General features: G+C 75.6%; 23 protein-coding genes. 10 read left to right on the top strand and 13 right to left on the bottom strand.

Annotated elements, in window-relative coordinates; translation table 11 throughout:
• Positions 1 to 129: 129 nt before the first annotated feature.
• The 3 genes from O2W17_RS21175 to nagA form a co-directional block, all read right to left on the bottom strand.
• A complete protein-coding gene (locus O2W17_RS21175; RefSeq protein WP_269194461.1) occupies positions 130 to 1,557 on the bottom strand; it encodes a serine hydrolase domain-containing protein in 1,428 nt (475 codons plus the stop codon).
• A gap of 43 nt (positions 1,558 to 1,600) precedes the next feature.
• Positions 1,601 to 2,764, bottom strand: coding sequence for a glycoside hydrolase family 26 protein (locus O2W17_RS21180; protein ID WP_269194462.1), 1,164 nt, complete (start codon positions 2,762 to 2,764; stop codon positions 1,601 to 1,603).
• Positions 2,765 to 2,861: 97 nt separating this feature from the next.
• Complete coding sequence (gene nagA, locus O2W17_RS21185; protein WP_269194463.1) at positions 2,862 to 4,013, bottom strand: N-acetylglucosamine-6-phosphate deacetylase; 1,152 nt, start codon at positions 4,011 to 4,013, stop codon at positions 2,862 to 2,864.
• A 249-nt stretch (positions 4,014 to 4,262) separates the two neighbouring features.
• Here nagA and O2W17_RS21190 point away from each other — a divergent pair, with 249 nt between their 5' ends.
• Entirely contained in the window at positions 4,263 to 4,436 is a 174-nt protein-coding gene (locus O2W17_RS21190) for a hypothetical protein (protein WP_269194464.1), read from the top strand.
• Positions 4,437 to 4,452: 16 nt separating this feature from the next.
• Here O2W17_RS21190 and O2W17_RS21195 read toward each other — a convergent pair whose 3' ends face one another.
• Positions 4,453 to 4,611 (bottom strand): hypothetical protein, encoded by a 159-nt coding sequence (locus O2W17_RS21195; RefSeq protein ID WP_269194465.1) that lies wholly within the window; start codon positions 4,609 to 4,611, stop codon positions 4,453 to 4,455.
• Positions 4,612 to 4,737: 126 nt separating this feature from the next.
• On the opposite strand from O2W17_RS21195, the gene mgrA reads away from it, so the two are divergent.
• From mgrA to O2W17_RS21215, 4 genes are all read left to right on the top strand, one after another.
• Positions 4,738 to 5,772 carry an L-glyceraldehyde 3-phosphate reductase gene (gene mgrA / locus O2W17_RS21200; protein WP_269194466.1) on the top strand — a complete coding sequence of 345 codons (1,035 nt, stop codon included), beginning with the start codon at positions 4,738 to 4,740 and terminating at the stop codon, positions 5,770 to 5,772.
• 105 nt (positions 5,773 to 5,877) lie between these two features.
• On the top strand, positions 5,878 to 7,953 hold the full coding sequence (locus O2W17_RS21205) for a glycosyltransferase (RefSeq protein ID WP_269194467.1): 2,076 nt from the start codon (positions 5,878 to 5,880) through the stop codon (positions 7,951 to 7,953).
• 154 nt (positions 7,954 to 8,107) lie between these two features.
• Positions 8,108 to 8,320 (top strand): DUF4177 domain-containing protein, encoded by a 213-nt coding sequence (locus O2W17_RS21210; protein ID WP_269194468.1) that lies wholly within the window; start codon positions 8,108 to 8,110, stop codon positions 8,318 to 8,320.
• Positions 8,317 to 8,868: a DUF4334 domain-containing protein gene (locus tag O2W17_RS21215; protein WP_269194469.1), complete on the top strand. Its 552-nt coding sequence runs from the start codon at positions 8,317 to 8,319 to the stop codon at positions 8,866 to 8,868. Before O2W17_RS21210 ends, O2W17_RS21215 begins: the two co-directional genes overlap by 4 nt.
• Here the strand turns inward: O2W17_RS21215 and O2W17_RS21220 are convergent.
• From O2W17_RS21220 to O2W17_RS21240, 5 genes are read right to left on the bottom strand one after another with little or no spacing between them, the layout of a single operon-like run.
• Positions 8,852 to 9,265, bottom strand: coding sequence for an arsenate reductase ArsC (locus tag O2W17_RS21220; protein WP_269194470.1), 414 nt, complete (start codon positions 9,263 to 9,265; stop codon positions 8,852 to 8,854). The genes O2W17_RS21215 and O2W17_RS21220 overlap by 17 nt on opposite strands.
• Before the next feature lie 22 nt (positions 9,266 to 9,287).
• Positions 9,288 to 10,703, bottom strand: coding sequence for an FAD-dependent oxidoreductase (locus O2W17_RS21225; RefSeq protein ID WP_269194471.1), 1,416 nt, complete (start codon positions 10,701 to 10,703; stop codon positions 9,288 to 9,290).
• Positions 10,700 to 11,350, bottom strand: coding sequence for an arsenate-mycothiol transferase ArsC (locus tag O2W17_RS21230; protein ID WP_269194472.1), 651 nt, complete (start codon positions 11,348 to 11,350; stop codon positions 10,700 to 10,702). Before O2W17_RS21230 ends, O2W17_RS21225 begins: the two co-directional genes overlap by 4 nt.
• Positions 11,347 to 12,474: an ACR3 family arsenite efflux transporter gene (arsB, locus tag O2W17_RS21235; protein ID WP_269194473.1), complete on the bottom strand. Its 1,128-nt coding sequence runs from the start codon at positions 12,472 to 12,474 to the stop codon at positions 11,347 to 11,349. The genes O2W17_RS21230 and arsB overlap by 4 nt, the downstream gene beginning before the upstream one ends.
• On the bottom strand, positions 12,471 to 12,809 hold the full coding sequence (locus O2W17_RS21240) for an ArsR/SmtB family transcription factor (protein ID WP_269194474.1): 339 nt from the start codon (positions 12,807 to 12,809) through the stop codon (positions 12,471 to 12,473). The genes arsB and O2W17_RS21240 overlap by 4 nt, the downstream gene beginning before the upstream one ends.
• Before the next feature lie 129 nt (positions 12,810 to 12,938).
• Here O2W17_RS21240 and O2W17_RS21245 point away from each other — a divergent pair, with 129 nt between their 5' ends.
• Together O2W17_RS21245 and O2W17_RS21250 are read left to right on the top strand one after the other, a co-directional pair.
• Positions 12,939 to 13,406, top strand: a complete 468-nt coding sequence (locus O2W17_RS21245; protein WP_269194475.1) for an ArsI/CadI family heavy metal resistance metalloenzyme — start codon at positions 12,939 to 12,941, stop codon at positions 13,404 to 13,406.
• Between the two features lie 127 nt (positions 13,407 to 13,533).
• Complete coding sequence (locus O2W17_RS21250; RefSeq protein WP_269194476.1) at positions 13,534 to 14,472, top strand: hypothetical protein; 939 nt, start codon at positions 13,534 to 13,536, stop codon at positions 14,470 to 14,472.
• A 15-nt stretch (positions 14,473 to 14,487) separates the two neighbouring features.
• On the opposite strand, the gene O2W17_RS21255 is transcribed toward O2W17_RS21250, so the two are convergent.
• Positions 14,488 to 15,024: a DinB family protein gene (locus tag O2W17_RS21255; protein WP_269194477.1), complete on the bottom strand. Its 537-nt coding sequence runs from the start codon at positions 15,022 to 15,024 to the stop codon at positions 14,488 to 14,490.
• 93 nt (positions 15,025 to 15,117) lie between these two features.
• Between O2W17_RS21255 and O2W17_RS21260 the strand changes: the two genes are divergently transcribed.
• The gene (locus O2W17_RS21260; RefSeq protein ID WP_269194478.1) at positions 15,118 to 16,122 is read left to right on the top strand and encodes a helix-turn-helix transcriptional regulator; all 1,005 of its coding nucleotides are present in this window, start codon (positions 15,118 to 15,120) and stop codon (positions 16,120 to 16,122) included.
• Here the strand turns inward: O2W17_RS21260 and O2W17_RS21265 are convergent.
• The 3 genes from O2W17_RS21265 to O2W17_RS21275 are packed head-to-tail and all read right to left on the bottom strand — an operon-like array spanning position 16,007 to position 18,597.
• Entirely contained in the window at positions 16,007 to 17,002 is a 996-nt protein-coding gene (locus tag O2W17_RS21265; RefSeq protein WP_269194479.1) for a YihY/virulence factor BrkB family protein, read from the bottom strand. The two genes, O2W17_RS21260 and O2W17_RS21265, sit on opposite strands and share 116 nt — an antisense overlap.
• Positions 16,995 to 17,624, bottom strand: coding sequence for a CAP domain-containing protein (locus O2W17_RS21270; RefSeq protein ID WP_269194480.1), 630 nt, complete (start codon positions 17,622 to 17,624; stop codon positions 16,995 to 16,997). The genes O2W17_RS21265 and O2W17_RS21270 overlap by 8 nt, the downstream gene beginning before the upstream one ends.
• 43 nt (positions 17,625 to 17,667) lie before the next feature.
• Positions 17,668 to 18,597: a GGDEF domain-containing protein gene (locus O2W17_RS21275; RefSeq protein ID WP_269194481.1), complete on the bottom strand. Its 930-nt coding sequence runs from the start codon at positions 18,595 to 18,597 to the stop codon at positions 17,668 to 17,670.
• A gap of 228 nt (positions 18,598 to 18,825) precedes the next feature.
• Between O2W17_RS21275 and O2W17_RS21280 the strand changes: the two genes are divergently transcribed.
• Together O2W17_RS21280 and O2W17_RS21285 are read left to right on the top strand one after the other, a co-directional pair.
• Positions 18,826 to 19,953, top strand: a complete 1,128-nt coding sequence (locus tag O2W17_RS21280) for a carboxylate-amine ligase (protein ID WP_269194482.1) — start codon at positions 18,826 to 18,828, stop codon at positions 19,951 to 19,953.
• A complete protein-coding gene (locus O2W17_RS21285; RefSeq protein WP_269194483.1) occupies positions 19,946 to 20,635 on the top strand; it encodes an alpha/beta hydrolase in 690 nt (229 codons plus the stop codon). Before O2W17_RS21280 ends, O2W17_RS21285 begins: the two co-directional genes overlap by 8 nt.
• Positions 20,636 to 20,639: the final 4 nt, after the last annotated feature.

The raw sequence follows: 20,639 nt of genomic DNA on the forward strand, positions 1-20,639 counted from the left end.
GCAGCCGCGTCACCCGGGCAGCGCCGGGGTTCCCGTCCGGGTGGCTGTGGACCGGCCGCGGCACACCGCCACCGCCGACCAGGCCCGCGACGACGGTCCACGGGTGGCAGATGACGACGTTCCCCGGGCTCAGCGCGTAGTCCCCGACGGCCCGCCGGTCATCGCGGCGCGCCGGCGGAGGAACTCCTCGACCGGCCGGCTGGTCACCCCGCCCAGCCGGAGCGAGGTCACCCGTCCGTCGGCGCCCCGCTCCACCGGGACCAGCTCGCCGGCCGGCCCGAAGCCGGGCTGCGCGGCCACCCGCAGCGTGTCGGCATCGACGACCTCCAGCTCCTCGACGCCCGGCAGCGGGTCGGCGAGCGTCGGCCGGACGAGGACGAGCCGCCCGCCGAGCTCGGCGATGTCCAGGACCCCCCAGAGGCCGGCGAACCGGCCGGTGAAGGTCTCGAGCGGCGGGGTCCCGGGCGGCGGTGCGGGCACCTCGCCGCGCGGGCGCAGCGCCACGTCGATCAGCTTCACCAGCCCGGTCGCCAGCTCCTCGGCCGGTCCGTCGATCGCGTTGGTGAGGACGCTGACGACCAATCCGTCGACGGGGTCGACGAGGGTCTGGGTGATCTGCCCGGGGAAGCCACCGCTGTGCCCGACGAGGTGCCGCTCGCCCACGGTGGTCAGCACCATGCCCACGCCGTACCTGCCCACCTCGGTGCCGTACGCGGTGACCACCGACTCCAGCCGCTGCATCAGCCGCTTCGAGTCGTCGGTCAGCAGTCGCTCGTCGCCGAGCACGTGCGCCGCCCCGTAGGCGGTGAGGTCCTCGGCGGTCGAGTAGCAACCTGTGGCCGCGGCCATGGCGCCGGTGCCGACCGGACCGATCGGCTCGCGGGCGTCCTCGCCGAGCAGCAGGCCGGTGTGGCCGCTGACGTACTCGCCGGCGCGCGCCGGGTCGTGGTCGGCCCCGGTCCGGGTCAGCCCCAGCGGCTCGACGATCCGGGCGCGCACGACGTCGGCGTAGGAGGAGCCGGTGACGGCCTCGATGGCGAGGCCCACCAGGGCGTAGCCGATGTTTGAGTACTTGAAGTGCTCGTTGCGCCGGTGCACCGGCCCGGCCCGCAAGGCCGCCTCGACCACCCCCGCCCGGTCCGGGAAGGGCCGCTCGAGCTGCCAGAAGTCGGCGTCCGCGCCGTCGCGGACGACGCCGGCCTGGTGGCCGAGCAGCTCGCGGACGGTTCCCCCGGCCAGCGGTGAGCCGGCCGATCCCAGCTCGGGCACGTACCGGCCGATCGGGTCATCGAGCCGCATCCGCCCGGCCTCGACCAGCTGCAGCACGGCCGTGGCGGTGAACGTCTTGGAGTGGGAGGCGATCCGGAAGAGGTGCTGCGGGGTCAGCGGCGCGCCGGTGGACACGTCGGCGGTCCCGACGGCGGCGGACAGCAGCAGCTCGCCGCCGTGGCGGACGGCCACCTGCGCGCCGGGCACCCGCCGGTGCTGCACCTGCGCCTCCAGCCACGACCGCAGGTAGCCGGCGGCGTCGCGGACGGGGTCGGTGCGTGGAGTCACGGGCCCCGAGCCTAGGGACCCGGCCCGTGCCGCGCCGCGGACGTCAGGCGCCGCAGCGGGGGACGTCGCCGGCGTCCAGGCCCCACTCCGGGAGGTCGGCGCGGAACGCGTCGCGCACCCCCGGGGAACCTGCCGCCCGCCAGTCCACGAGGCCGCCGACCTCCGGCTCGTCCTTGGCCCACTCGAACCAGTTGACCATCGCCAGCCGCGGCAGCTGCTCGGTCAGCCGCGGGTCGAACAGCTGCTGCCACCAGGCCCGCTTGACGGCCAGCTCGTCGGCGCCACCGGCGCCGGGGGCGAAGAAGGCCGCCGTCTCGGGCACGGCCACCGGTTTTCCGTAGCGCTCGCCGTAGGCAGCGTGGAAGTCCGGCAGCCCGCGGTCGTCGCCGCCCCGGCCGGCGTAGGTGCCGGTCAGCTGGGCGACGAACTTGCCCGGCTCCGGCACCTCGTTCTCGCCCCACGGGTGGGCGTCCCCCCAGTGGTAGAGCGACATGCCGACCCAGTCGACGGCGTCCTCGCCCGGCCAGTACGGGGCGTAGGGGTCGTCGGCCGCCGACAGCGCGCCGTCGCCGTCGGTGTCCAGCACCGCGACGTCGGTGGGGGAGGCGGCGGAGGCGCCGCCGGTGAACGGGTAGCCACCGCCGTAGTTGGGTGCCCACATGACCGCCGAGCCCGGCGCCCCGGTGTGGACGGCGCCGGCCACCCGCCGGAACGCCTCGACGTACGCGGCCGGCTGCTGGCCCCACGGGTACCAGGAGCCGTTCATCTCGTGCGCGAACCGGACGACGACGGGTACCCCGCGGCCGTTGTAGCCGGCCAGCCGCCCGGCCAGGGCAGCAGCTGCGTCGTCGGTGACGGCGGCCAGGCCGTCGTGCGGCTCGAGGGTGAGCAGCAGCAGGCCGCCGTCCGCCCGCACCTGCTCGACGGCGGCGTCGAGGTTGGTCTCGTCCGCGGGGGAGAAGGGGAAGCCGGTGAACGAGACGACGACGGCGGGGCGCGTGCCCAGGGCGGTTCCGTACTCCGCGAGCGTCTGGGTGCCCCAGTCCAGGTTCACGCCGAGGTAGATCCCGGTCCCGGCGCCCGGGCGGGCGAGCTGCGCCGTCGGGCAGACCACGTCGGCCGCATCCCCGGTGCTGCCGCCGGCGGTGCCGCAGGCGGTGGTCCCGAGCAGGGCGCTGACGGTCAGGGCCAGCAGTCGTCGTCGCACCCGTCGTCCATCGGCACGGGAGCGCCCCACCTGTAGGGGGTCGGCCGTGCTCGTGCACCGCAGCATGGCCGCCGGCCCGCCCGGGCTCCCGGCCGGCTCACCGGATGGGCCGCCCACCGGCCCACACCGCGCGGACCGACCAGTCCTCGTCGAGCACCACGGCATCGGCCGCACGGCCCGGTGCCAGCCGGCCGATGCGGTCGTCCAGCCCGAGCACCCGGGCGGGGGTCCTGGTCAGCGCCGTGACGGCGGCGACCGGGTCCAGCCCGACGACCCGCACCGCGCGGCGCAGCGCCGCCTCCAGGGTCAGCGTGGACCCGGCGAGGAGGCCGGTGCCCGCCAGCCGGGCCACGCCGTCGCGCACGACGACGTCGGAGCGGCCCAGGCGGTAGCTGCCGTCGCCGGCCCCCGCCGCCGCCATCGCGTCGGACACCAGCGCGACCCGGCCCGGCGCCCCGGCGAGGAGCAGCCCCGCGACCGCCGGGTGCACGTGCTGCCCGTCGAGCACCAGCTCCAGGGTCACCCGCCGGTCGGCGAGCGCGGCGCCGACCGGGCCGGGGGAGCGGTGGCCGAGCCCGGGCATCGCGTTGAAGGCGTGGGTGAGCAGCCGGGCGCCGGCGTCGAACGCCCGGGCGGTGAGCGCCATGTCGGCCTCGGTGTGGCCGACGGCCACCGTCACCCCGGCCGCGGCGAACCGGCCGACGGCGTCCAGCGCGCCCGGCAGCTCGGGGGCGATCGTCACCTGGCGCAGCGTGCCCCGGGACGCCCGGAGCAAGCGCTCGACGACGTCGGGCGTGGGGAGCCGGAGGTACGCGGGGCCGTGGGCCCCGCACCGGGACGACGCGAGGAAGGGGCCCTCGAGGTGCGCTCCCAGCACCCGGGCGTCGGTTCGGGTGAGGTCCGCGATCGCGGCGAGGGAGGCCTCCAGCTGCTCGATCGGCGCCGCCACCAGGCTGATCAGCGACCGGGTGGTGCCGTGCGCGCGGTGGGCTGCCAGCGCGCCCCGCATGCCGTCGGCGCCGTCCTCGGCGGCGTGCCCGCCCCCGCCGTGCACGTGCAGGTCGACGAACCCCGGGGTCAGCCAGGCGCCGGCCAGGTCGACGACCCGGTCGGCCGCCGGCGGCCCCGCCGTGCCGCAGGCCGCGATCGTGCCGCCGTCGAACAGCACCCAGAAACCGTCCTGGCGGCCGCCGGCGTCGAGCTTCCGGCCCCCGCGCAGCAGTACCCGCGACCCCCGTGCCGTCGTCACCGGCCCGCCAGGGCCTCGGCGGCGGGGGTGCAGGCCCGGGGTGCCCCGTGCACCGCGGGCGCCGGATCGGGCCCCGGGCAGGCGGTGACGGGACGGTCGGGTTCTGACATGGCAGCTCATTCTCGCCGCGTGGGACCCACGATCGCGCGCGGCGCCATCGCAACGGGCACCGCGGTCGAGGCGCCGGATCGGCGGTCGAGGTGGACGGCAGGGCTGGACGGTGCGGCGCCGGGGCGGGAGGGTCTGCCCATGACCGAGAACCGCTTCGCCGTCGACCTCGATGCGCTGGAGTCCGGCGTCCGGGTCGAGCCCGCCGACCAGGTCGCCGAGCAGCCCGCCCCCGGCCCGCCGCCGGCCACCGGGTGGAGCACCGACCCGCAGCCCTTCGCCGACGGCGCGGGCGGCGACGTCGACGGCGAGTGACCTCCGTCCGGGCGGGTCAGACCCGGTCGCTGCCCTTGAGCCAGCCGTAGGCGGCGGTGCCGAGGAACAGGACCACGCCGACGACCAGGAGCCAGAACAGCCCCTCGATCACCGCACCGATGATCGAGACCACCAGCCACACGACGAGCAGGAGTCCGATCAGGCGCAGCAGCACGGCGAGCTCCGGGGGACGACGGGACGGACGCCGACCAGCCTAGGGCTCCCGGGCCGCGACGCGGTCCCGCGCTGCGCCGGTCCGGCCGTCGTCGCGCGCTGCGCCGTCGGAGGAGAGGATGCAGCGATGCCCTACTCCGCAGCCGACGACCGCTACGACTCCATGACCTACCGGCGCACCGGCCGCAGCGGCCTGGACCTCCCGGTGATCAGCCTGGGCCTGTGGCACAACTTCGGCGACGACGTGCCGTTCGACCGGCAGCGCGCCATCCTCCGCCGGGCGTTCGACCTCGGCATCACGCACATCGACCTGGCCAACAACTACGGGCCGCCCTACGGCAGCGCGGAGACCAACTTCGGCCGGCACCTGGCCGACGACTTCCGGCCCTACCGCGACGAGCTGGTCATCAGCACCAAGGCCGGCTACGACATGTGGCCCGGCCCGTACGGCCAGGGCGGTGGCTCGCGGAAGTACCTGCTGTCGAGCCTGGACCAGTCGCTGACCCGGATGGGCCTGGACCACGTCGACATCTTCTACTCGCACCGGCCCGACCCCACGACGCCGCTCGAGGAGACGATGGGGGCGCTGGACACCGCGGTCCGCTCGGGCAAGGCGCTCTACGCCGGCATCTCCTCCTACTCGCCGGAGGACACCGCGCGGGCGGCGGCGATCCTGGCCGACCTGGGCACGCCGCTGCTCATCCACCAGCCCTCGTACTCCATGCTCAACCGCTGGGTCGAGCGCGACGGCCTGCTGGACACCCTCGCCGACGTGGGCGCCGGCTGCATCGCGTTCTCCCCGCTCGCCCAGGGGATGCTCACGGACAAGTACCTCGGCGGCGTCCCGGAGGGCTCGCGGGCCAGCCAGGGCAAGTCGCTGTCGCCGGACTTCCTCACCGACGAGGCGCTCGGTCACATCCGGGCGCTGGACGACATCGCGCAGGGGCGCGGGCAGAGCCTGGCGCAGATGGCGCTCGCCTGGGCGCTGCGGGACGAGCGGGTGACCACGGTGCTCGTGGGCGCCAGCAGTGTCGGCCAGCTGGAGCAGAACGTCGGGGCGCTGGCCGGGCTCGGCTTCTCCGACGACGAGCTGGCGGCGATCGACCAGCACGCCGTCGACAGCGGCATCGACCTGTGGGAGGCCCCCCGCACCGGCGCCTGACCGGACCCCGGACGGGCGGATGCCCGTCCGGGGCCGGGCGCGCCCCGGGGGGTCTCACCCCTCGGGAGGATGTGCGGGGCGCCCCGGGATGCCGATGCACCCCGGGTGAGCATCGAGCGGGCGGGTCTGGGCCGCCCCACGGGAGCGCGCGACGCCGTGCCCGCGCCGGAGAGCGCGCTGCGGCTGGTCGTGGTGCGGACCGTCGCCGTCGCCGCCGTCCTGGCCACCGCCGGCTACCTGACCTGGCGGTTGCTCGCCACCCTGCCCGAGGGTCCGGCGCTGTGGATCGCGGTGCCGTTCCTGGCGCTGGAGCTCTACGGCGGTGTCGCCCTCGTGCTGTTCGTGATGACCACGTGGGACGTCGCCCCCGCGACGGTGCCCTCGCCGCGCCCCGGCCCGCCGCCGTCGGTGACCGTCCTGGTCGCCACCTACGACGAGCACCTCGACGTCCTGCTGCCCACCGTCGCCGCCTGCCTGGCGATGGCGGGCGACCACGAGACCTGGGTGCTCGACGACGGCGACCGGCTCGAGGTGGAGGAGATGGTCACCGCCCTCGGCGCCCGCTACGTCAGCCGTCCCGAGCACGACCACGCCAAGGCCGGGAACCTCAACCACGCGCTGGCGCTGGTGCGCACTGAGCTCGTGGCCGTCTTCGACGCCGACCACGTGCCGGAGCCGGACTTCCTGACCCGGACGGTGCCCTACTTCGCCGACGAGCGGCTGGCGCTGGTCCAGACGCCGCAGCACTTCTACAACACCAGCTCCTTCGAGCACCTGCGCCCGGGTGTCGACCTGCACGAGGAGTCGCTGTTCTACCGGGTGATCCAGGCGGGCAAGCACCATGCCGGCGCCGCCTTCTGGTGCGGCACCAACGCCGTGCTGCGCGCCGACGCGCTGCGGGAGATCGGCGGGGTGGCGACGGAGTCGCTCACCGAGGACTTCCACACCACGATGAAGCTGCACCGCGCCGGCTGGCGCAGCGTCTACCACAACGAGGTGCTGGCCCGCGGTCTCGCGGCCGGCAGCCCGGACGCCTTCTACGCCCAGCGCCGCCGGTGGGGCCGGGGCGCGATGCAGGTGCTCCGGCACGACAACCCGCTCACCGCGACCGGCCTGACCCTGCGCCAGCGGCTGGGCTACGTCTACTCGCTCTCGGCGTGGTTCGACTCGTGGCGCACGCTGGGCCTGTCGCTGGTCCCGGTGTCGGTGCTGGTCACCGGGCTGTTCCCGGTCGATGCGCCGCCGGCGCTGTTCGCCGTCATGGCCGGCGTCCCGTTCCTCCTCCAGCAGGTGGCGCTCACGCTGCTGGCCCGCGGCTTCGCCCCGGCGCGGTTTGCGCTGCTGTTCGAGGTGGTCCGGCTGCCCTCCAACCTCGCCGCCACGCTGTCGCTGGTGCTGCGGGGCACCGGGCGGTTCGCGGTGACCGCCAAGGGGCGGACCGGCGCGGACCGGACGCGCGCCCGGGTGCCCGCGCTGCTCCTGGTGCTGGCCGGCGTGCTCGCCGGGAGCCTGCTCTACACGCTGGCCAGCGTGGCCGGGTGGACGCCGACCGACCACCGGCTCGACGGCACCACCCTGGTCCCGGTGTTCTGGGTGGCGACCACCCTCGGCTTCGTGCTGGCCGGCGTCCGGCGGATCCGGGACCCCCGCTTCTCCGCCGAGCGGCGCGACGGCCACCGGTTCCCCGCCGCGCTGCCCGCGGCGGTCGACGGCGTCCCCGCCCGGCTGATCGACGTCTCGCTGGGTGGCGCGCAGGTGCGCGTCCGGGGGACCGGTGCGACGGTCGGGAGCGAGGTCGAGCTGGCCATCCGGGTGCCCGACCGGCCCGCGCACGTCGTCTTCCGCGCGACCGTGCGCTCCCGGGCCGACGACGTCCACCGCGTGCAGTTCGTGGGACGGCAGTGGGTGCAGCTGGCGGCGCTGTCGGCGACCGCCTTCGGGGCGGGTGCCGCCCGCTGGGCGGCCACGGTGGTCACCCCGCTCGCCGTGCCCGAGCCGGCGAGGACCGGGGCGCGGATCCCGGCCGCCCGCGTCCACCCGGACGCGGTCGCGGCGGCGATGCGCAGCCCCGTCGTCTCCGCCGGTCGGCGCCCCGGCAGCGGCGACACCCAGCCCCTCCCGCGGTTGACGCCGGAGCTGGAGCGGGCGCTGTCCGGCGCCGTCGGTAGCACCGGACCGTGACCACCGGTCCTGGGGCGGCGCCCCGCGGCGGACGTCACCCAGCGGTGATCCGCATCACCAGATCGCGGGGGCGAGCCGTCCGTCTCGACGACGGCGAGGCGGCGCGGCAGGCTGGCGGGGAACGACCGAACCGGCTGGAGAGGACGGACGGCACATGGCTGCAGCGCGCTACGAGTACAAGGTCGAGGAGATCCGCGAGGGGATGATCGGCGGCAAGATGTCCGGCGGGAAGCTGGAGAAGGTGCTGAACGAGCACGCCCGCCAGGGCTGGCAGCTCAAGGCGATCACCTCGGTCGAGGTGAAGGGCCGCATCGGCCCGGGCGGGGTCGACGGCGTCCTGGTGACCTTCGAGCGCCCGGTGGCATGAGCCCGGAGCTCCTGGGCGGCGACCAGTTGTCGGCGCGCGCCGCCGCGGGCATCTCCCGCGACGAGGCGTTGGCGCTGTTCGACGTCGCCCCGCCCGTCGCCGTCGACGGGATGGCCGGGCGCTGGCGGGGGAGCGGGCTGCCCACCGGCTCGCCGCTGGACGGGCTGCTGGAGGCCTACGGCTGGTGGGGCAAGGAGTTCGTCGACGCAGAGACGGTGCACCCGCTGCTGTTCGGCACCCGGTCGGGGCCGCGCCCGGTCGATCCCGCGTTCGTGCCGGTGGGCGTGCTGCGCGATCTGCCCGGGCTCGCGCACTCCCGGGCGGCGCGGGCGGTGTTCCACGTCGCCCGGCCGCTGCTCACCACGACCAGGCCGAGGGCCCGGCTGCGCGCGGTCGAGCACCGCGGCGTGGTGACCGCCGCGATGGTGTACGACGCGCTGCCGGTCATCGACGTCTTCCGGCGGGTGGACGGCCGCACCGTGCTCGGCCTGATGGACCTGCGCGGTCTGCCCGACCCGTTCTTCTTCCTGCTCAGGCGGGAGAGCTGACCCCGAGCTCGGTGAGCAGCCCGCGGATGCGGCCCTCGATCTCGTCGCGGATCGGGCGCACCGAGGCCACGCCCTTGCCGGCCGGGTCCTCCAGGGCCCAGTCCAGGTAGCGCTTGCCCGGGAAGATCGGGCAGGCGTCGCCGCACCCCATGGTGATGACGACGTCGGAGGCCTCCACCGCATCGGTGGTGAGTACCTTCGGCCGCTGGTCGGAGATGTCGATGCCCACCTCGGCCATCGCCTCGACCGCCGCCGGGTTCACCCGGTCGCCGGGCAGCGACCCGGCCGACCGCACCTCCACGGCGTCGCCGGCCAGGTGGCGCAGCCAGCCGGCGGCCATCTGGGACCGGCCGGCGTTGTGCACGCAGACGAACAGGACGCTGGGGCGGTCACTCACGGGATCTCCTCGATCGAGAGGCTCATCGAGCCGGTGCTGGGGACGGGGCGGTGAGCCCGGGGGATCGGTGTTCCCGGCTCCACGCCTGGGCAGCCACCTGGACGGCGTCCCAGGGCGACCCGAGCGGCGGTGTGTAGGCCAGGTCGAGATCGGCCACGCCCTCCACCGTCATGGCGTGGAACAGGGCCGTAGCGAAGACGTCGGCGCGTCTGGCGACCTCGCTACCCAGCCGGCCGACCAGCTGGGCGCCGAGCAGCCGGCCGGTGCCGGCGTCGCCGGTCACCCGGATCGTGATCGGTCGGGCGCCGGGGTAGTAGGCCTTGTGGTCGTCGGCGATGGTCAGCGTGGTGACCGGCCGGAAGCCGGCGGCGGCCGCCTCGTGCTCGAGCAGCCCGGTGCGGGCGGCGACCAGGTCGAAGACCTTGACCACCTGCGTGCCGACGCTGCCGGCGAAGCGGGCGTGGCCACCGGCGGCGTTGGCGCCGGCCACCCGTCCCTGCTTGTGCGCGGTGGTCCCCAGGGGCAGGTAGGTGCTGCCCATCAGGCGGTGGTGCGTGGTCACGCAGTCCCCGGCCGCCCAGACGTGCGGCAGGCCGGTGGCCATCGTGTCGTCCACGACCACCGCACCCCCGGCGCCGGTGCTCGCGCCGGCGTCCAGCAGGAGCTGCACGTCCGGACGGACGCCGGCGACGAAGAGGACCAGGTCGAAGGTCCGCTCCAGCCGGTTCCCCGCGGCAGTGGCGGCGATCCGCCCGTCGTCGGTCCGGGCCAGTGCGGTGACGCCGGTGCCGGTGAGCACCTCGACGCCGTGGGCCGCCATCTCCGCGCGTACCAGGGCACCGAGTTCGGCGTCGACGGTCGCCAGCACCTCGGCGGGGCGCTGGGCCACGGTGGTGGTGATGCCCCGGGCGACGAGCGCCTCGGCCATCTCCACGCCGATGTAGCCCGCGCCCACGATGATCGCGTCGCGCACCGGGCGGGTGGTGAGGCCGGCCATCAGGGCGTGCATGTCGCCGATCGTGTGCAGCAGGTGCACGCCGTCAGCCGGTCCCAGGGCGTCCGGACCGACGCCGTCGATCTCCGGGACGACCGGACGCGCTCCGGTGCCCACGACCAGCTCGTCGTAGGCCAGCAGCTCCTCCGACCGGTCCGGGCCGGTCACCGCGATCCGCTGCCCGGCCACGTCGATGCCGGTGGCCCGGGTGCCGACCCGCAGGGTCAGCCCGGCCGCCTCGAGGTCGGCGTGCGTGCGGTGCGCCAGAGCCTGCCAGGGCCGCACCTCGCCGGAGACGTAGTAGGGGATCCCGCAGATGGAGAAGTTCGGGTAGGCGTCCGCCACCACGACGGTGACCTCCGCGGACGGGTCGAGCTCGCGGGCGCGCAGGCCGGCGGAGATGCCGGCGTCGCTCCCGCCGATGACGACCAGACGACGGCTCACGCGCCGAGCTCGGCGAGCAGCCCCCGCACGCGGGTCTCGATGTCCGCGGCGATGCCGTCCACCACGTCCGGGCCCTGCCCCGCCGGGTCGGCGACGTCCCAGTCCAGGTACCGCTTCCCGGGATAGACCGGGCAGGCGTCGCCGCAGCCCATGGTGATGACGACATCGGCGGCCTGCACGACGTCGTCGGTCAGCGGTTTGGGGAAGGCGTCGGTCACGGTCATCCCACGGGCGGTGAGCACCTCGAGCACGACGGGGTCGACCGTGTCGGCGGGCATGGACCCGGCCGAGCGGACGTGCACCCGCCCCTCCGACAGGTGCTCGACCATCGCGGCGGCCATCTGGGAGCGCCCGGCGTTCTGCACGCAGACGAAGAGCACCTCGGGTGCTTCCTTGGCCAGCACCCCCTTGGCCTGCGCCAGCGCGGTCAGTCGCTCGGTGGCGAAGCGGCAGGTCAGCACCGGCAGGTGCGCCTTCACCCGCGCGGTCCGACCTAGGGCCGCATAGGACTCGAAGACCATCCGCTCGACGGTCTCGGGACTCACCATGCCCGCGAAGCGGGTCGCCAGGTCGTCGACGTGGCGCCGCAGCACCAGGTTCGGGTCCAGCAGCCCCGGAAAGCCGGTGGACGGATCCGTCCGCGTCATCGCGCTCCCTCGTCGAGGCGGGCCGGAACGGTCGGGTCGCCGGGGAACCAGCGGCGGGCGGCCCACAGCGAGACGTAGACCAGCGCCACGAGGACCGGGACCTCGATCAGCGGGCCGACGACGCCGGCCAGGGCCTGACCGCTGGCGACGCCGAACGTGCCGATGGCGACGGCGATGGCCAGCTCGAAGTTGTTGCCGGCCGCGGTGAAGGCGAGGGTCGCCGTCTTCGCGTAGCCCAGGCCCAACTGCATGCCGAGCAGGAAGGAGCCGCCGAACATGAGGAAGAAGTAGGCCAGCAGCGGCAGCGCGATGCGGGCGACGTCCCACGGCTGGGAGGTGATCGCGTCGCCCTGCAGCGCGAAGAGCATCACGATCGTGAAGAGCAGCCCGTAGAGCGCCACCGGGCCGATGCGCGGCAGGAAGCGCTGCTCGTACCAGGCCCGGCCGCGGCGTCGCTCACCGATCGTGCGGGTGAGGAAGCCGGCCAGCAGCGGGATGCCGAGGAAGACCAGCACCGAGACGACGATCGCCCAGAAGCTGAACTCCGCCGACGTCGTCGACAGGCCCAGCCAACCGGGCAGCACCTGCAGGTAGAACCAGCCGAGCACGGCGAAGGCGAGGATCTGGAAGACCGAGTTGATCGCGACGAGCACGGCGCCTGCCTCGCGGTCGCCGCAGGACAGGTCGTTCCAGATCAGCACCATGGCGATGCAGCGGGCCAGGCCCACGATGATCAGGCCGGTGCGGTACTCGGGCAGGTCGGGCAGCAGCAGCCAGGCCAGCGCGAACATCAGCGCCGGGCCGAGCAGCCAGTTGAGCACCAGGCTGGCGCCGAGCAGCTTCCGGTCACCGGTGACCCGGTCCAGCTCGGAGTACCGGACCTTGGCCAGCACCGGGTACATCATCAGCAGCAGCCCGATGGCGATCGGCAGGCTCACGTCGCCCACCTCGACCGCCGAGAGGGCGTCGTCCAGGCCCGGGACCCAGCGGCCCAGCGCGAGCCCGAGGGCCATCGCCGCGATGATCCAGACCGGCAGGAACCGGTCCAGCGGAGAGAGCTTCTGCAGGACCGGCGCGTCGGCCGGGACGTCGGTGCGTGCGGTCTCGCGGACGGCGTCGCTCATGCCGGCACCGCCGTGTCGAAGAGGCTGGCGACCGCGCTGAGCGCAGCCGGGCGGACGGCGTAGTAGACCCACACCCCGCGCTTGTCGCGGTCGAGCAGGCCGGCGGAGTGCAGCACCTTGAGGTGGTGGCTGATCGTCGCCTGGGTGAGGTCGAAGGCGTCGTTCAGGTCGCAGACGCAGGCCTCTCCGGATGCGCTGGAGGCGATCAGGCTGACCAGCCGCAGGCGGACCGGGTCGGCCAGCGCCTTGAGCAGCGGAACCACCTGCTCGGCCTGCTCGGCGCTCATCGCGGTACCGGACAGGGGGGTGCAGCAGGCCAGGCCGGGCTCGCTCATGGGATCTCCTCGCTGGGGACGTCGACCGCAATCGTAACGACGAGCATCGTATTGACAAGTATCGATGCCAGTGTTCATCCTCGCTTCATACATCGACGTCCGTCGATGTCGTCTCCAGGAGGTCTCCCCGTGTCCCGTGTGCAGCTCGCCCTCCGCGTCGCCGACCTCGACGCCGCCGTCGACTTCTACTCGCGCCTCTTCGACACCGAGCCCGCCAAGCGCCGGCCCGGCTACGCCAACTTCGCCGTCGCCGAGCCGCCGCTGAAGCTGGTGCTGCTCGAGGGCGAGGCCGGTGAGACCACCCGCATGGACCACCTCGGCGTCGAGGTCGCCTCCTCGGACGAGGTCGCCGCGGCCACCGGCCGGCTGGCCGACGCGGGCCTCGCCACGCGCGTCGAGAACGAGACCACCTGCTGCTACGCCGTCCAGGACAAGGTCTGGGTGAGCGGGCCCGGCGGGGAGCCGTGGGAGGTCTACACCGTCACGGCCGACGCCCGGCCGGACCTGGAGGGGCAGACCGCGGCCGAGCTCTCCGCCGTCTCCGGCGACGGCTCGTGCTGCCGGACCGACGCCGGGAAGGCAGCGGCCTGCTGCTGACGCCGGTGCTCCGCGGCACCCTCGGCCGTCCTGGCTCACCTGGACGGGTCCTGGCTCACCGTCGGCCGTGAGCCAGGACCCTGTGTGACCAGGTGACCTGATCATCACGGTCGGGCAGGATGCGGGTGTGGAGCTCGACGAGGTGGCCGACGAGCTGTACGAGGTGCCGCCCGAGGAGTTCGTCGCCGTCCGCACGGCCCGGCAGGACGACGCGAAGGCCGCCGGTGACAAGGCGCTGGCCAAGCAGATCGGCGCGCTGCCCAAGCCGTCGTCCGCCGCGTGGGCGTGCAACCTGCTGGTGCACGCCCACCGCGCCGAGATCGAGGGACTGGTCGAGCTCGGCACCCTGCTCCGGGAAGCGCAGGACAACCTGGCCGGCGACGAGCTCAAGGCGCTCGACGTGCAGCGGCGCCAGCTGCTGAGCGCCCTCACCCGGCAGGCACGGGCTCTTGCCCACGAGCGTGGCCACCCGGTGAGCTCCGCCGTCGCCACCCAGGTCGAGGAGACGCTGCGGGCGGCGATGTCCGATCCCGAGGCCGGCGAGGCGCTGCTGTCGGGGCGGCTGTCGTCCCCGATGTCCTACAGCGGCATGGGCGAGCTCGTCGGCCGGCCGAAGCTCCACCTCGTCCCGCCGCCGGAGCCGGCCGAGCGCACCTCCGCGAAGCGCCCGGCGCCCAGGAAGCCCGCGGGGGAGTCGGCGGCCGACCGCCGGGCGCGCGAGCAGGAGGAGCGCCGGCAGGCTGCCGAGGCCAAGCGGCAGCGCGAGCTGGCCCAGGCCCGGGCGGCTGCCGACGAGGCCGAGGCGGCGGCCGAGGACGCGGAGTCGGCGCTCCGGGAGCACCGCCGCGCGGCCGAGGAGCTGGCCGCCCGCCGTGCGGAGCTGCAGGAGCGCGTCGAGGAGCTGGCCGACCAGCTCGCCGAGGCGGAGCGCGAGGCAGCGGAGGCGGCCACCGCGCTCAAGCGCGAGGAGCGCCGCCTGGCCGGGGCCGAGAGGGCGGCGGCCGAGGCCGCCGAGGTCCGCGAGCACGCGCTGGCCCGGGTCGCCCAGCTCTCGGAGGCCGACTGACCCACCCCGGGCGGATCAGCCCATGGTCTTCTGGCCGTCGAGGGACTCCCGGAGGATGTCGGCGTGCCCGGCGTGCTGGGCGGTCTCGGCCACGATGTGCAGGAACACCCGCCGGGCCGACCGCACCGCCCCCGGCGGGAACCACGGCGCCTCGGGCAGCGGGTGGGCCAGGTCGAGGTCGGGCAGCGTGCGCACCAGGTCGTCGGTCCGCTGCGCCACCTCCGCGTAGCGCGCCAGGATGCCGGCGAGGGTCTCGTCGGGGCGCATGCGGAACTCCTCGCCCCACGCCTCGATCTGGTCCGGGTCGTCCGACGCGGCCATCGCCGAGGTGCCCTCGAGGATGAAGTCCACCCACGCCTCCTCGGTGCCGGCGACGTGCTTGACCAGCCCGCCGAGGGTGAGCTCGCTGGCGGTCGGCCGGAGCCGCGCCTGCTCGTCGGTGAGGCCCTGCACGGTGAACCGCAGGAAGTGCCGGTGCGCGGCGAGCGTCTCGAGGAGGTCGGCGCGCTCGGCGGTGAGGGAGGTCTGGCTGGTCACGGTCTGGCTGGTCATGGTCGGGCCCTCCGTCGGGGGTGGATCGGTCATGTCCGACGCTAGGGGGAATTGGTGCCAGTTCCTGTCACCGGTGCGGCAGACTCTGGTGCCGTGGCCGACACCGGGAACCGCACGCTGCGGCTGCTCTCGCTGATGCAGGGGCGTCGCCAGTGGGCCGGCGGCGAGCTCGCCGACCGGCTCGGGGTGTCGCTGCGGACGCTGCGCCGCGACATCGGCCGGCTCCGCGAGCTCGGCTACCCGGTCGAGGCGCAGCCGGGCGTCGAGGGTGGGTACCGGCTGACGCCCGGCACCGCCCTGCCGCCGCTGGTCCTCGACGACGACGAGGCGGTCGCCCTGACCGTCGGGCTGCAGGCCGCGGCGCAGACGGCGGTGGCCGGCATGGCGGAGGCGTCGGTGCGCGCGCTGACCAAGGTCGTCCAGGTCCTGCCACCGCGCCTCCGCCGCCGGGCGGACGCGCTGCGGGCCGTCACGGACGCCGCGGCGTGGGCGGGGCCGGGCGGCACCGTCGACCCCCGCGACCTCACCGTCGTCGCACAGGCGTGCCGCGACACCGAGCGGCTGACCTTCGCCTACACGGCGGCCGACGGCACGGGCAGCGACCGGCTCGTCGAGCCGCACCGGCTGGTCGCGCTCGGCCGGCGCTGGTACCTGGTCGCCCACGACCTCCACCGGGGGGAGTGGCGCACCTTCCGGCTGGACCGGCTGGCCGCGCCCACGGCGACCGGTGCCCGGTTCGCCCCGCGCACCCTCCCGGCGGAGGATGCCGCGGCCTTCGTGCGCGCCGCCCTCGGCGTACGGGGGACGGCCACCCGGGTGGAGGTCCTGGTGCACGCGCCGGCCGGGGACGTGCGCCGGCGGATCGGCCAGTGGTCCACCGTGGAGCCGGTCGACGACGGCAGCTGCCGGGTGCGCATGGAGACCGACGACCTGGCCTGGCCGGCCTTCGCACTCGGGGTCGCCGGGGCCGAGTGCGAGATCGTCAGCCCGCCGGAACTGCGGGACGTGCTGGGGGAGTGGGCGGCGCGCTTCGACCGGGCCGCTGCGGGCCGTCCGCCCGGGCCGCGCGCGCCCGGTGCCGGGCTCGCCGGGACATGACGCGGTAACCCGCCAGCAGCGCGGCGTTGCCGAGCAGCAACCACAGCCCCAGCAGCACCGCGGTGGCCAGGGCCGTCGGCCCGTAGCGGTCGGTGAAGTCGGCGTACTCCAGGTAGACGAGGTAGCCGCCGGTGGTCAGCGCAACCAGCCCCACCGCCGTCGCCGCGCCGATGGCGACGTCGTGCCACCGCGTCTCCCAGAGCCCGAACAGCCCGTAGATCAAGGCGATGATCAGGCCCACCAGGAGCAGGGCGCCGGCACCCAGCGCGAGCCGCAGCGCGAGGCCGGGCCCGAGCAGCCGGGGAACGAGGTAGAGCGCCGCCAGACCCGAGAAGACCGCCAGCGGCAGGACAGCGATGATCACCAGGGCGAGGAGTCGTCCCTTCATCCCGCGCATCCGGCGCTCGGACTGCGGGGCGATGGTGCTGAAGGCGCGGGCGAGCGCGGCGCCGTACGTGGTCGCCGGCCAGATCGCCGCCAGCGCCGCCACCGGCCCGGTCTGCGCCGCGACGTCGATGAGCCCCCGCAGGATGTCGGCGACCGGGAGCTGCTCGGGGGCCTGGTCGCCGACCTCCGTGCCGAGGTCCTGCAGCGCGGACTCGTCCACCGCCAGGCCCGCCACCCAGAAGCCGAGCAGCACCATGGGCGGCAGCGAGACGAGCGCGTAGAAGGCCAGGCTGGAGCTGGTGGTCAGGAACTCCGGGCTGCGCAGCCACTCCGCGAACCTGCGGACCGGGGACGGCAGCCGGCGGTAGCCCTCGCCCACCCGTCGCCGGATGTGGCGGACCCGCTGCCGGGCAGCGCTCAGCGGACCCCCGGGGCCCGCCCCGGGCCGGTCCGTGCGCTGCTCCGGCGTCCGCGGAGCCGGGTGCTCACGCACAGCTGGGTCCGTCCTCCTCCGGCCGGGCGATAGGGTCCACCGGCGGCGTCCCCCGGTCCACCGGCGGCCGCTCGGCGTCCACCGTGCGCCCGAACTCCTGCGCGGCCCAGACCGATCCGTCCGGCGCGCAGAACACCCCGACGCCGAGACGGTCCCAGCCCGGGTTGAGCACGTTCGCCCGGTGCCCGTCCGACCGCATCCACCCCACGTGCGCGACCCCGGCCGGCACCGGACCGGAGGCGGTGAAGATGTTCTCGCCCAGGCCGGTGAAGCCGGACAGGGCGTCGCCGGCGAGCACCTCGCGCACGTCCTGGTGCTCCAGCACCCCGCGCTCGGCCATGGCGGCGCTCCAGTCGCGGGCGACCCGGGCCAGCTCCGCGTTCCAGGCGACCGGCTCCAGCCCCCGGGCACGGCGCTCGTCGTTCACCCGGTCGAAGATCGCGCGGGCGATCTGCTCCTCCGCATCGGCGGTGGTGCCCGCCTCCGGCGGCGACTGCGGAGCGGGACCCGTCGCCGTCGAGGCACCGACGGGCACCTCCACGGCGACGCAGCCGGTGAGCGGGACGACGGCGGCGCACAGCAGCCCGAGCAGCCGAGCGGCGGTCCTGCGGGAGCTGGTCATCCCTCCTTGGTACCCCCGCAGCCGGCCGGGCAGGCGGGCCGGCTCAGCCGAAGCGGCCGCTGCGCTTGTTCCGGTAGAGCTGCTCGTCCGCCCGCGCGAGCACGGCCGCCACGTCGTCCTGGGGCCGGGCCGTGGCGATCCCGGCCGTCCAGGTGAAGGGATGGGTGCGGCCGAGCTGGCCGATCAGCTCGCGGGCGGCGTCCTCGTCGGTCGCCGGGAGGCAGAGCACGAACTCGTCGCCTCCGTAGCGGCCGAGCAGGTCCGCCCGGCGCAGCCGGCGGCTCCAGTTCGCGGTGAGGCTGCGCAGCAGTTCGTCGCCGGCGTGGTGGCCGTCCCGGTCGTTGACCAGCTTGAAGTCGTCGAGGTCGAGGATCGCGACGCTCAGCGCCTCGCCGCTGCGGGCGGCGCGGGCCAGCTGCCGGGACGCGTGCTCCTCCCAGGCGCGCCGGTTGGCGACGCCGGTGAGCGGGTCGGTCCCGGCCGCCGTCCGGAGCCGCTGCGCCAGCCGGCCCTGAGCCTCGGTCAGCGCGGCGACCGCCACCGCGACGGGCAACCACGCGGCCCAGAACCCCGACGGCGCGGCCGCCCAGGCGCCGGTGCTGCCGCTGGCGACCACCAGGACGGCGTGCAGCCGGGCGGCGGGCAACGGCAGGAAGTGCGCGGCGTACAGGCCGACGGCGATCATCGCCGGGCCCAGCCCGACCACCCCGACGGCCGTGGCGGAGCGCCACGCCAGCAGGCCGATGAGCACCGACAGCAGCGCCACCGCGGCGTGCAGGGCCCACGGGCGCACCCGGGGGCCGGCGAGCGCCAGCGCCGCGCCGCCGCCCAGCCCGGCGGCGCCCAGCACCTGGAGCAGCCGCACGGGGGTGGCCTCGTCCATCGGCGCGGCAGCGCCCGCCCAGCACAGCGCGCCGCTGACGATGTACACCACCGCCAGGAGCGCCGCGGGCGTCCGTCGTCCGGTCTGCACCGCGCCCCTCCTCCCGTTGCCGTCCATCCTCGCTGGTCACCGCGGTGATCGACGGTCCGGACCGGTCGCGTCCCACCCCTCCGGGTGGTCCCGGCGGGGGTGGCGCACCCGGCTGCGGCCGGGGCGCTCCGCCCGTACGGTGGCGGTGCGGCTGGGAGGCAGCCGATGGCAGGCGCGGGTCGCCGGCGGCGCCGGACATCCCGCGCCGCGGCCCGGACGGGAGCGCGTGTGGAGTCCACCGGTCGTCCGCCGGCCGTCGTGGGCGCCACCGTCGGGGTGGAGGAGGAGTTCCACCTCGTCGATCCGGAGACCTTCGAGCTCACCCCCGCCCCGGGGCTAGCCGAGGCGGTCCTGCGGCACGACTTCGGCGAGCGGGTGCACCCCGAGATCAGCACGACGCAGCTGGAGACGGCCACCGGTATCTGCCGCACGCTGGGCGAGCTGCGGGCCGAGCTCGCGGCCACCCGGGCCCAGGCGCGCGCCGCGGCGGCCGGCGCGGGCGTCGCACTGCTCCCGGCGTCGACCCACCCGTCGGCCGGGTGGCGGCAGCAGGTGCTCACCCCGGCACCGCGGTACGAGGCGATGGTGCAGCGGTGGGCCGGCCTGGCGGCCCGGCAGGACATCACCGGCTGCCACGTGCACGTCGGCGTCCCGGACCTCGACACCGCGGTCGCGGTGCTCGACCGCGCCCGCCCCTACCTGCCGCTGCTGCTGGCGATGACCGGCAGCTCCCCGTTCCACGACGGCGCCGACACCGGCTACGAGAGCTACCGGACGCTCTGGTGGGGGCGCTGGCCGCACACCGGGGTGCCCGAACCGCTGGGCTCCGGCGCGCGGTACCGGGAGGTCGTCGCCGGCCTGGTCGCCGCCGGTGTCGTCGCGGACGCCTCCCACGTGTACTGGGACCTGCGCCCCTCGTCGCACCTGCCGACCGTGGAGTTCCGGCTGGCCGACGTCTGCAGCGACGTCGAGGACGCCGTGCTGCACGCCGCGCTGGTCCGCTCGCTGGTGCGGGTGCTCGCCGCCCGCGCCGAGCGCGACGAGCCGGTTCCGGTGATCCGCCCCGAGCTGCTGCGGGCGGCCCGCTGGCGGGCCGCCCGCGACGGCCTCACCGGTCAGCTGTTCGACCCGGTCGCCGGAGCGCTCGTCGACGCCCGGACCGCGGTGGACGGTCTGCTCGGCGAGCTCGCCGACGACCTCGCCGACCGGGGCGAGGAGGACGAGGTGCGGGAGCTGGTGCGCCGGCTGTTCGGCCGGGGTACCTCGGCCGTGCGCCAGCGTGCGGTGTGGCGGCGGACCGGTGACCTGCGGCAGGTGACGGCCGCGGTCGTGCGGGAGGGGAGCCCCGGTGCCTGACCCGACGGCGGGGTCGATCCCGGCCGCCGGCCGGCTCGGCAGCCGGCCGGGGCCCGCGCCGGCCGGAGATCCGTGGCCGGCCGGGGTGCACGAGCTGGAGCTCGGCGGGGGAGCGGAGGTGCTGCTCGCGGTCCCGCCGGGCGAGCCGCTGCCGCGGCCCGTGCTGGTGTTCTGCCACGGCGCCGGCGGCACCCCGGCGCAGAGCCTCGGCGCGCTGGGCCGCGCGGCCGCCGACCGCGGGGTGCTCGTGCTGGCGCCGCGGTCCGGTGCGGCCACCTGGGACCTGATCGCCGGCCGGCTGGGCCGGGACGTCGCCGTCCTGGACGCCGCCCTCGCGCAGGTCGCCGAGCAGGTGCCGGTCAGCCGCTGCGCGATCGGCGGCTTCTCCGACGGCGCCTCCTACGCGCTGTCGCTCGGCCCGGCCAACGGCGACCTGTTCGACGCCGTGCTCGCCTTCTCACCGGGCTTCGCCGTCCCCCCGGCCCGCCGGGGGCGGCCGCGGATCTGGCTCACCCACGGGACCGGTGACCGGGTCCTCCCGGTCGACCGCTGCGGACGCCGGCTGGCCGCCGCCTTCCGCGACGAGGGCTACCCGGTCACCTACGACGAGTTCGACGGCGGGCACGTGGTCCGGCCCGAGGGCGTGGTCACGGCCCTGCGGTGGTGGCTCGACGAGGGGTGACCCG

Source organism: Blastococcus sp. VKM Ac-2987, from assembly GCF_026967805.1.
Taxonomy (GTDB): domain Bacteria; phylum Actinomycetota; class Actinomycetes; order Mycobacteriales; family Geodermatophilaceae; genus Blastococcus.

What these genes read in the sequence shown, in the direction of transcription:
- O2W17_RS21270 (WP_269194480.1), bottom strand. Translation starts at nt 17,624, where the DNA reads ATGACCAGCTCCCGCAGGACCGCCGCTCGGCTGCTCGGGCTGCTGTGC.
- O2W17_RS21215 (WP_269194469.1), top strand. Translation starts at nt 8,317, where the DNA reads ATGAGCCCGGAGCTCCTGGGCGGCGACCAGTTGTCGGCGCGCGCCGCC.
- O2W17_RS21240 (WP_269194474.1), bottom strand. Translation starts at nt 12,809, where the DNA reads ATGAGCGAGCCCGGCCTGGCCTGCTGCACCCCCCTGTCCGGTACCGCG.
- O2W17_RS21190 (WP_269194464.1), top strand. Translation starts at nt 4,263, where the DNA reads ATGACCGAGAACCGCTTCGCCGTCGACCTCGATGCGCTGGAGTCCGGC.
- O2W17_RS21210 (WP_269194468.1), top strand. Translation starts at nt 8,108, where the DNA reads ATGGCTGCAGCGCGCTACGAGTACAAGGTCGAGGAGATCCGCGAGGGG.
- O2W17_RS21230 (WP_269194472.1), bottom strand. Translation starts at nt 11,350, where the DNA reads ATGACGCGGACGGATCCGTCCACCGGCTTTCCGGGGCTGCTGGACCCG.
- O2W17_RS21255 (WP_269194477.1), bottom strand. Translation starts at nt 15,024, where the DNA reads ATGACCAGCCAGACCGTGACCAGCCAGACCTCCCTCACCGCCGAGCGC.
- mgrA (WP_269194466.1), top strand. Translation starts at nt 4,738, where the DNA reads ATGCCCTACTCCGCAGCCGACGACCGCTACGACTCCATGACCTACCGG.
- arsB (WP_269194473.1), bottom strand. Translation starts at nt 12,474, where the DNA reads ATGAGCGACGCCGTCCGCGAGACCGCACGCACCGACGTCCCGGCCGAC.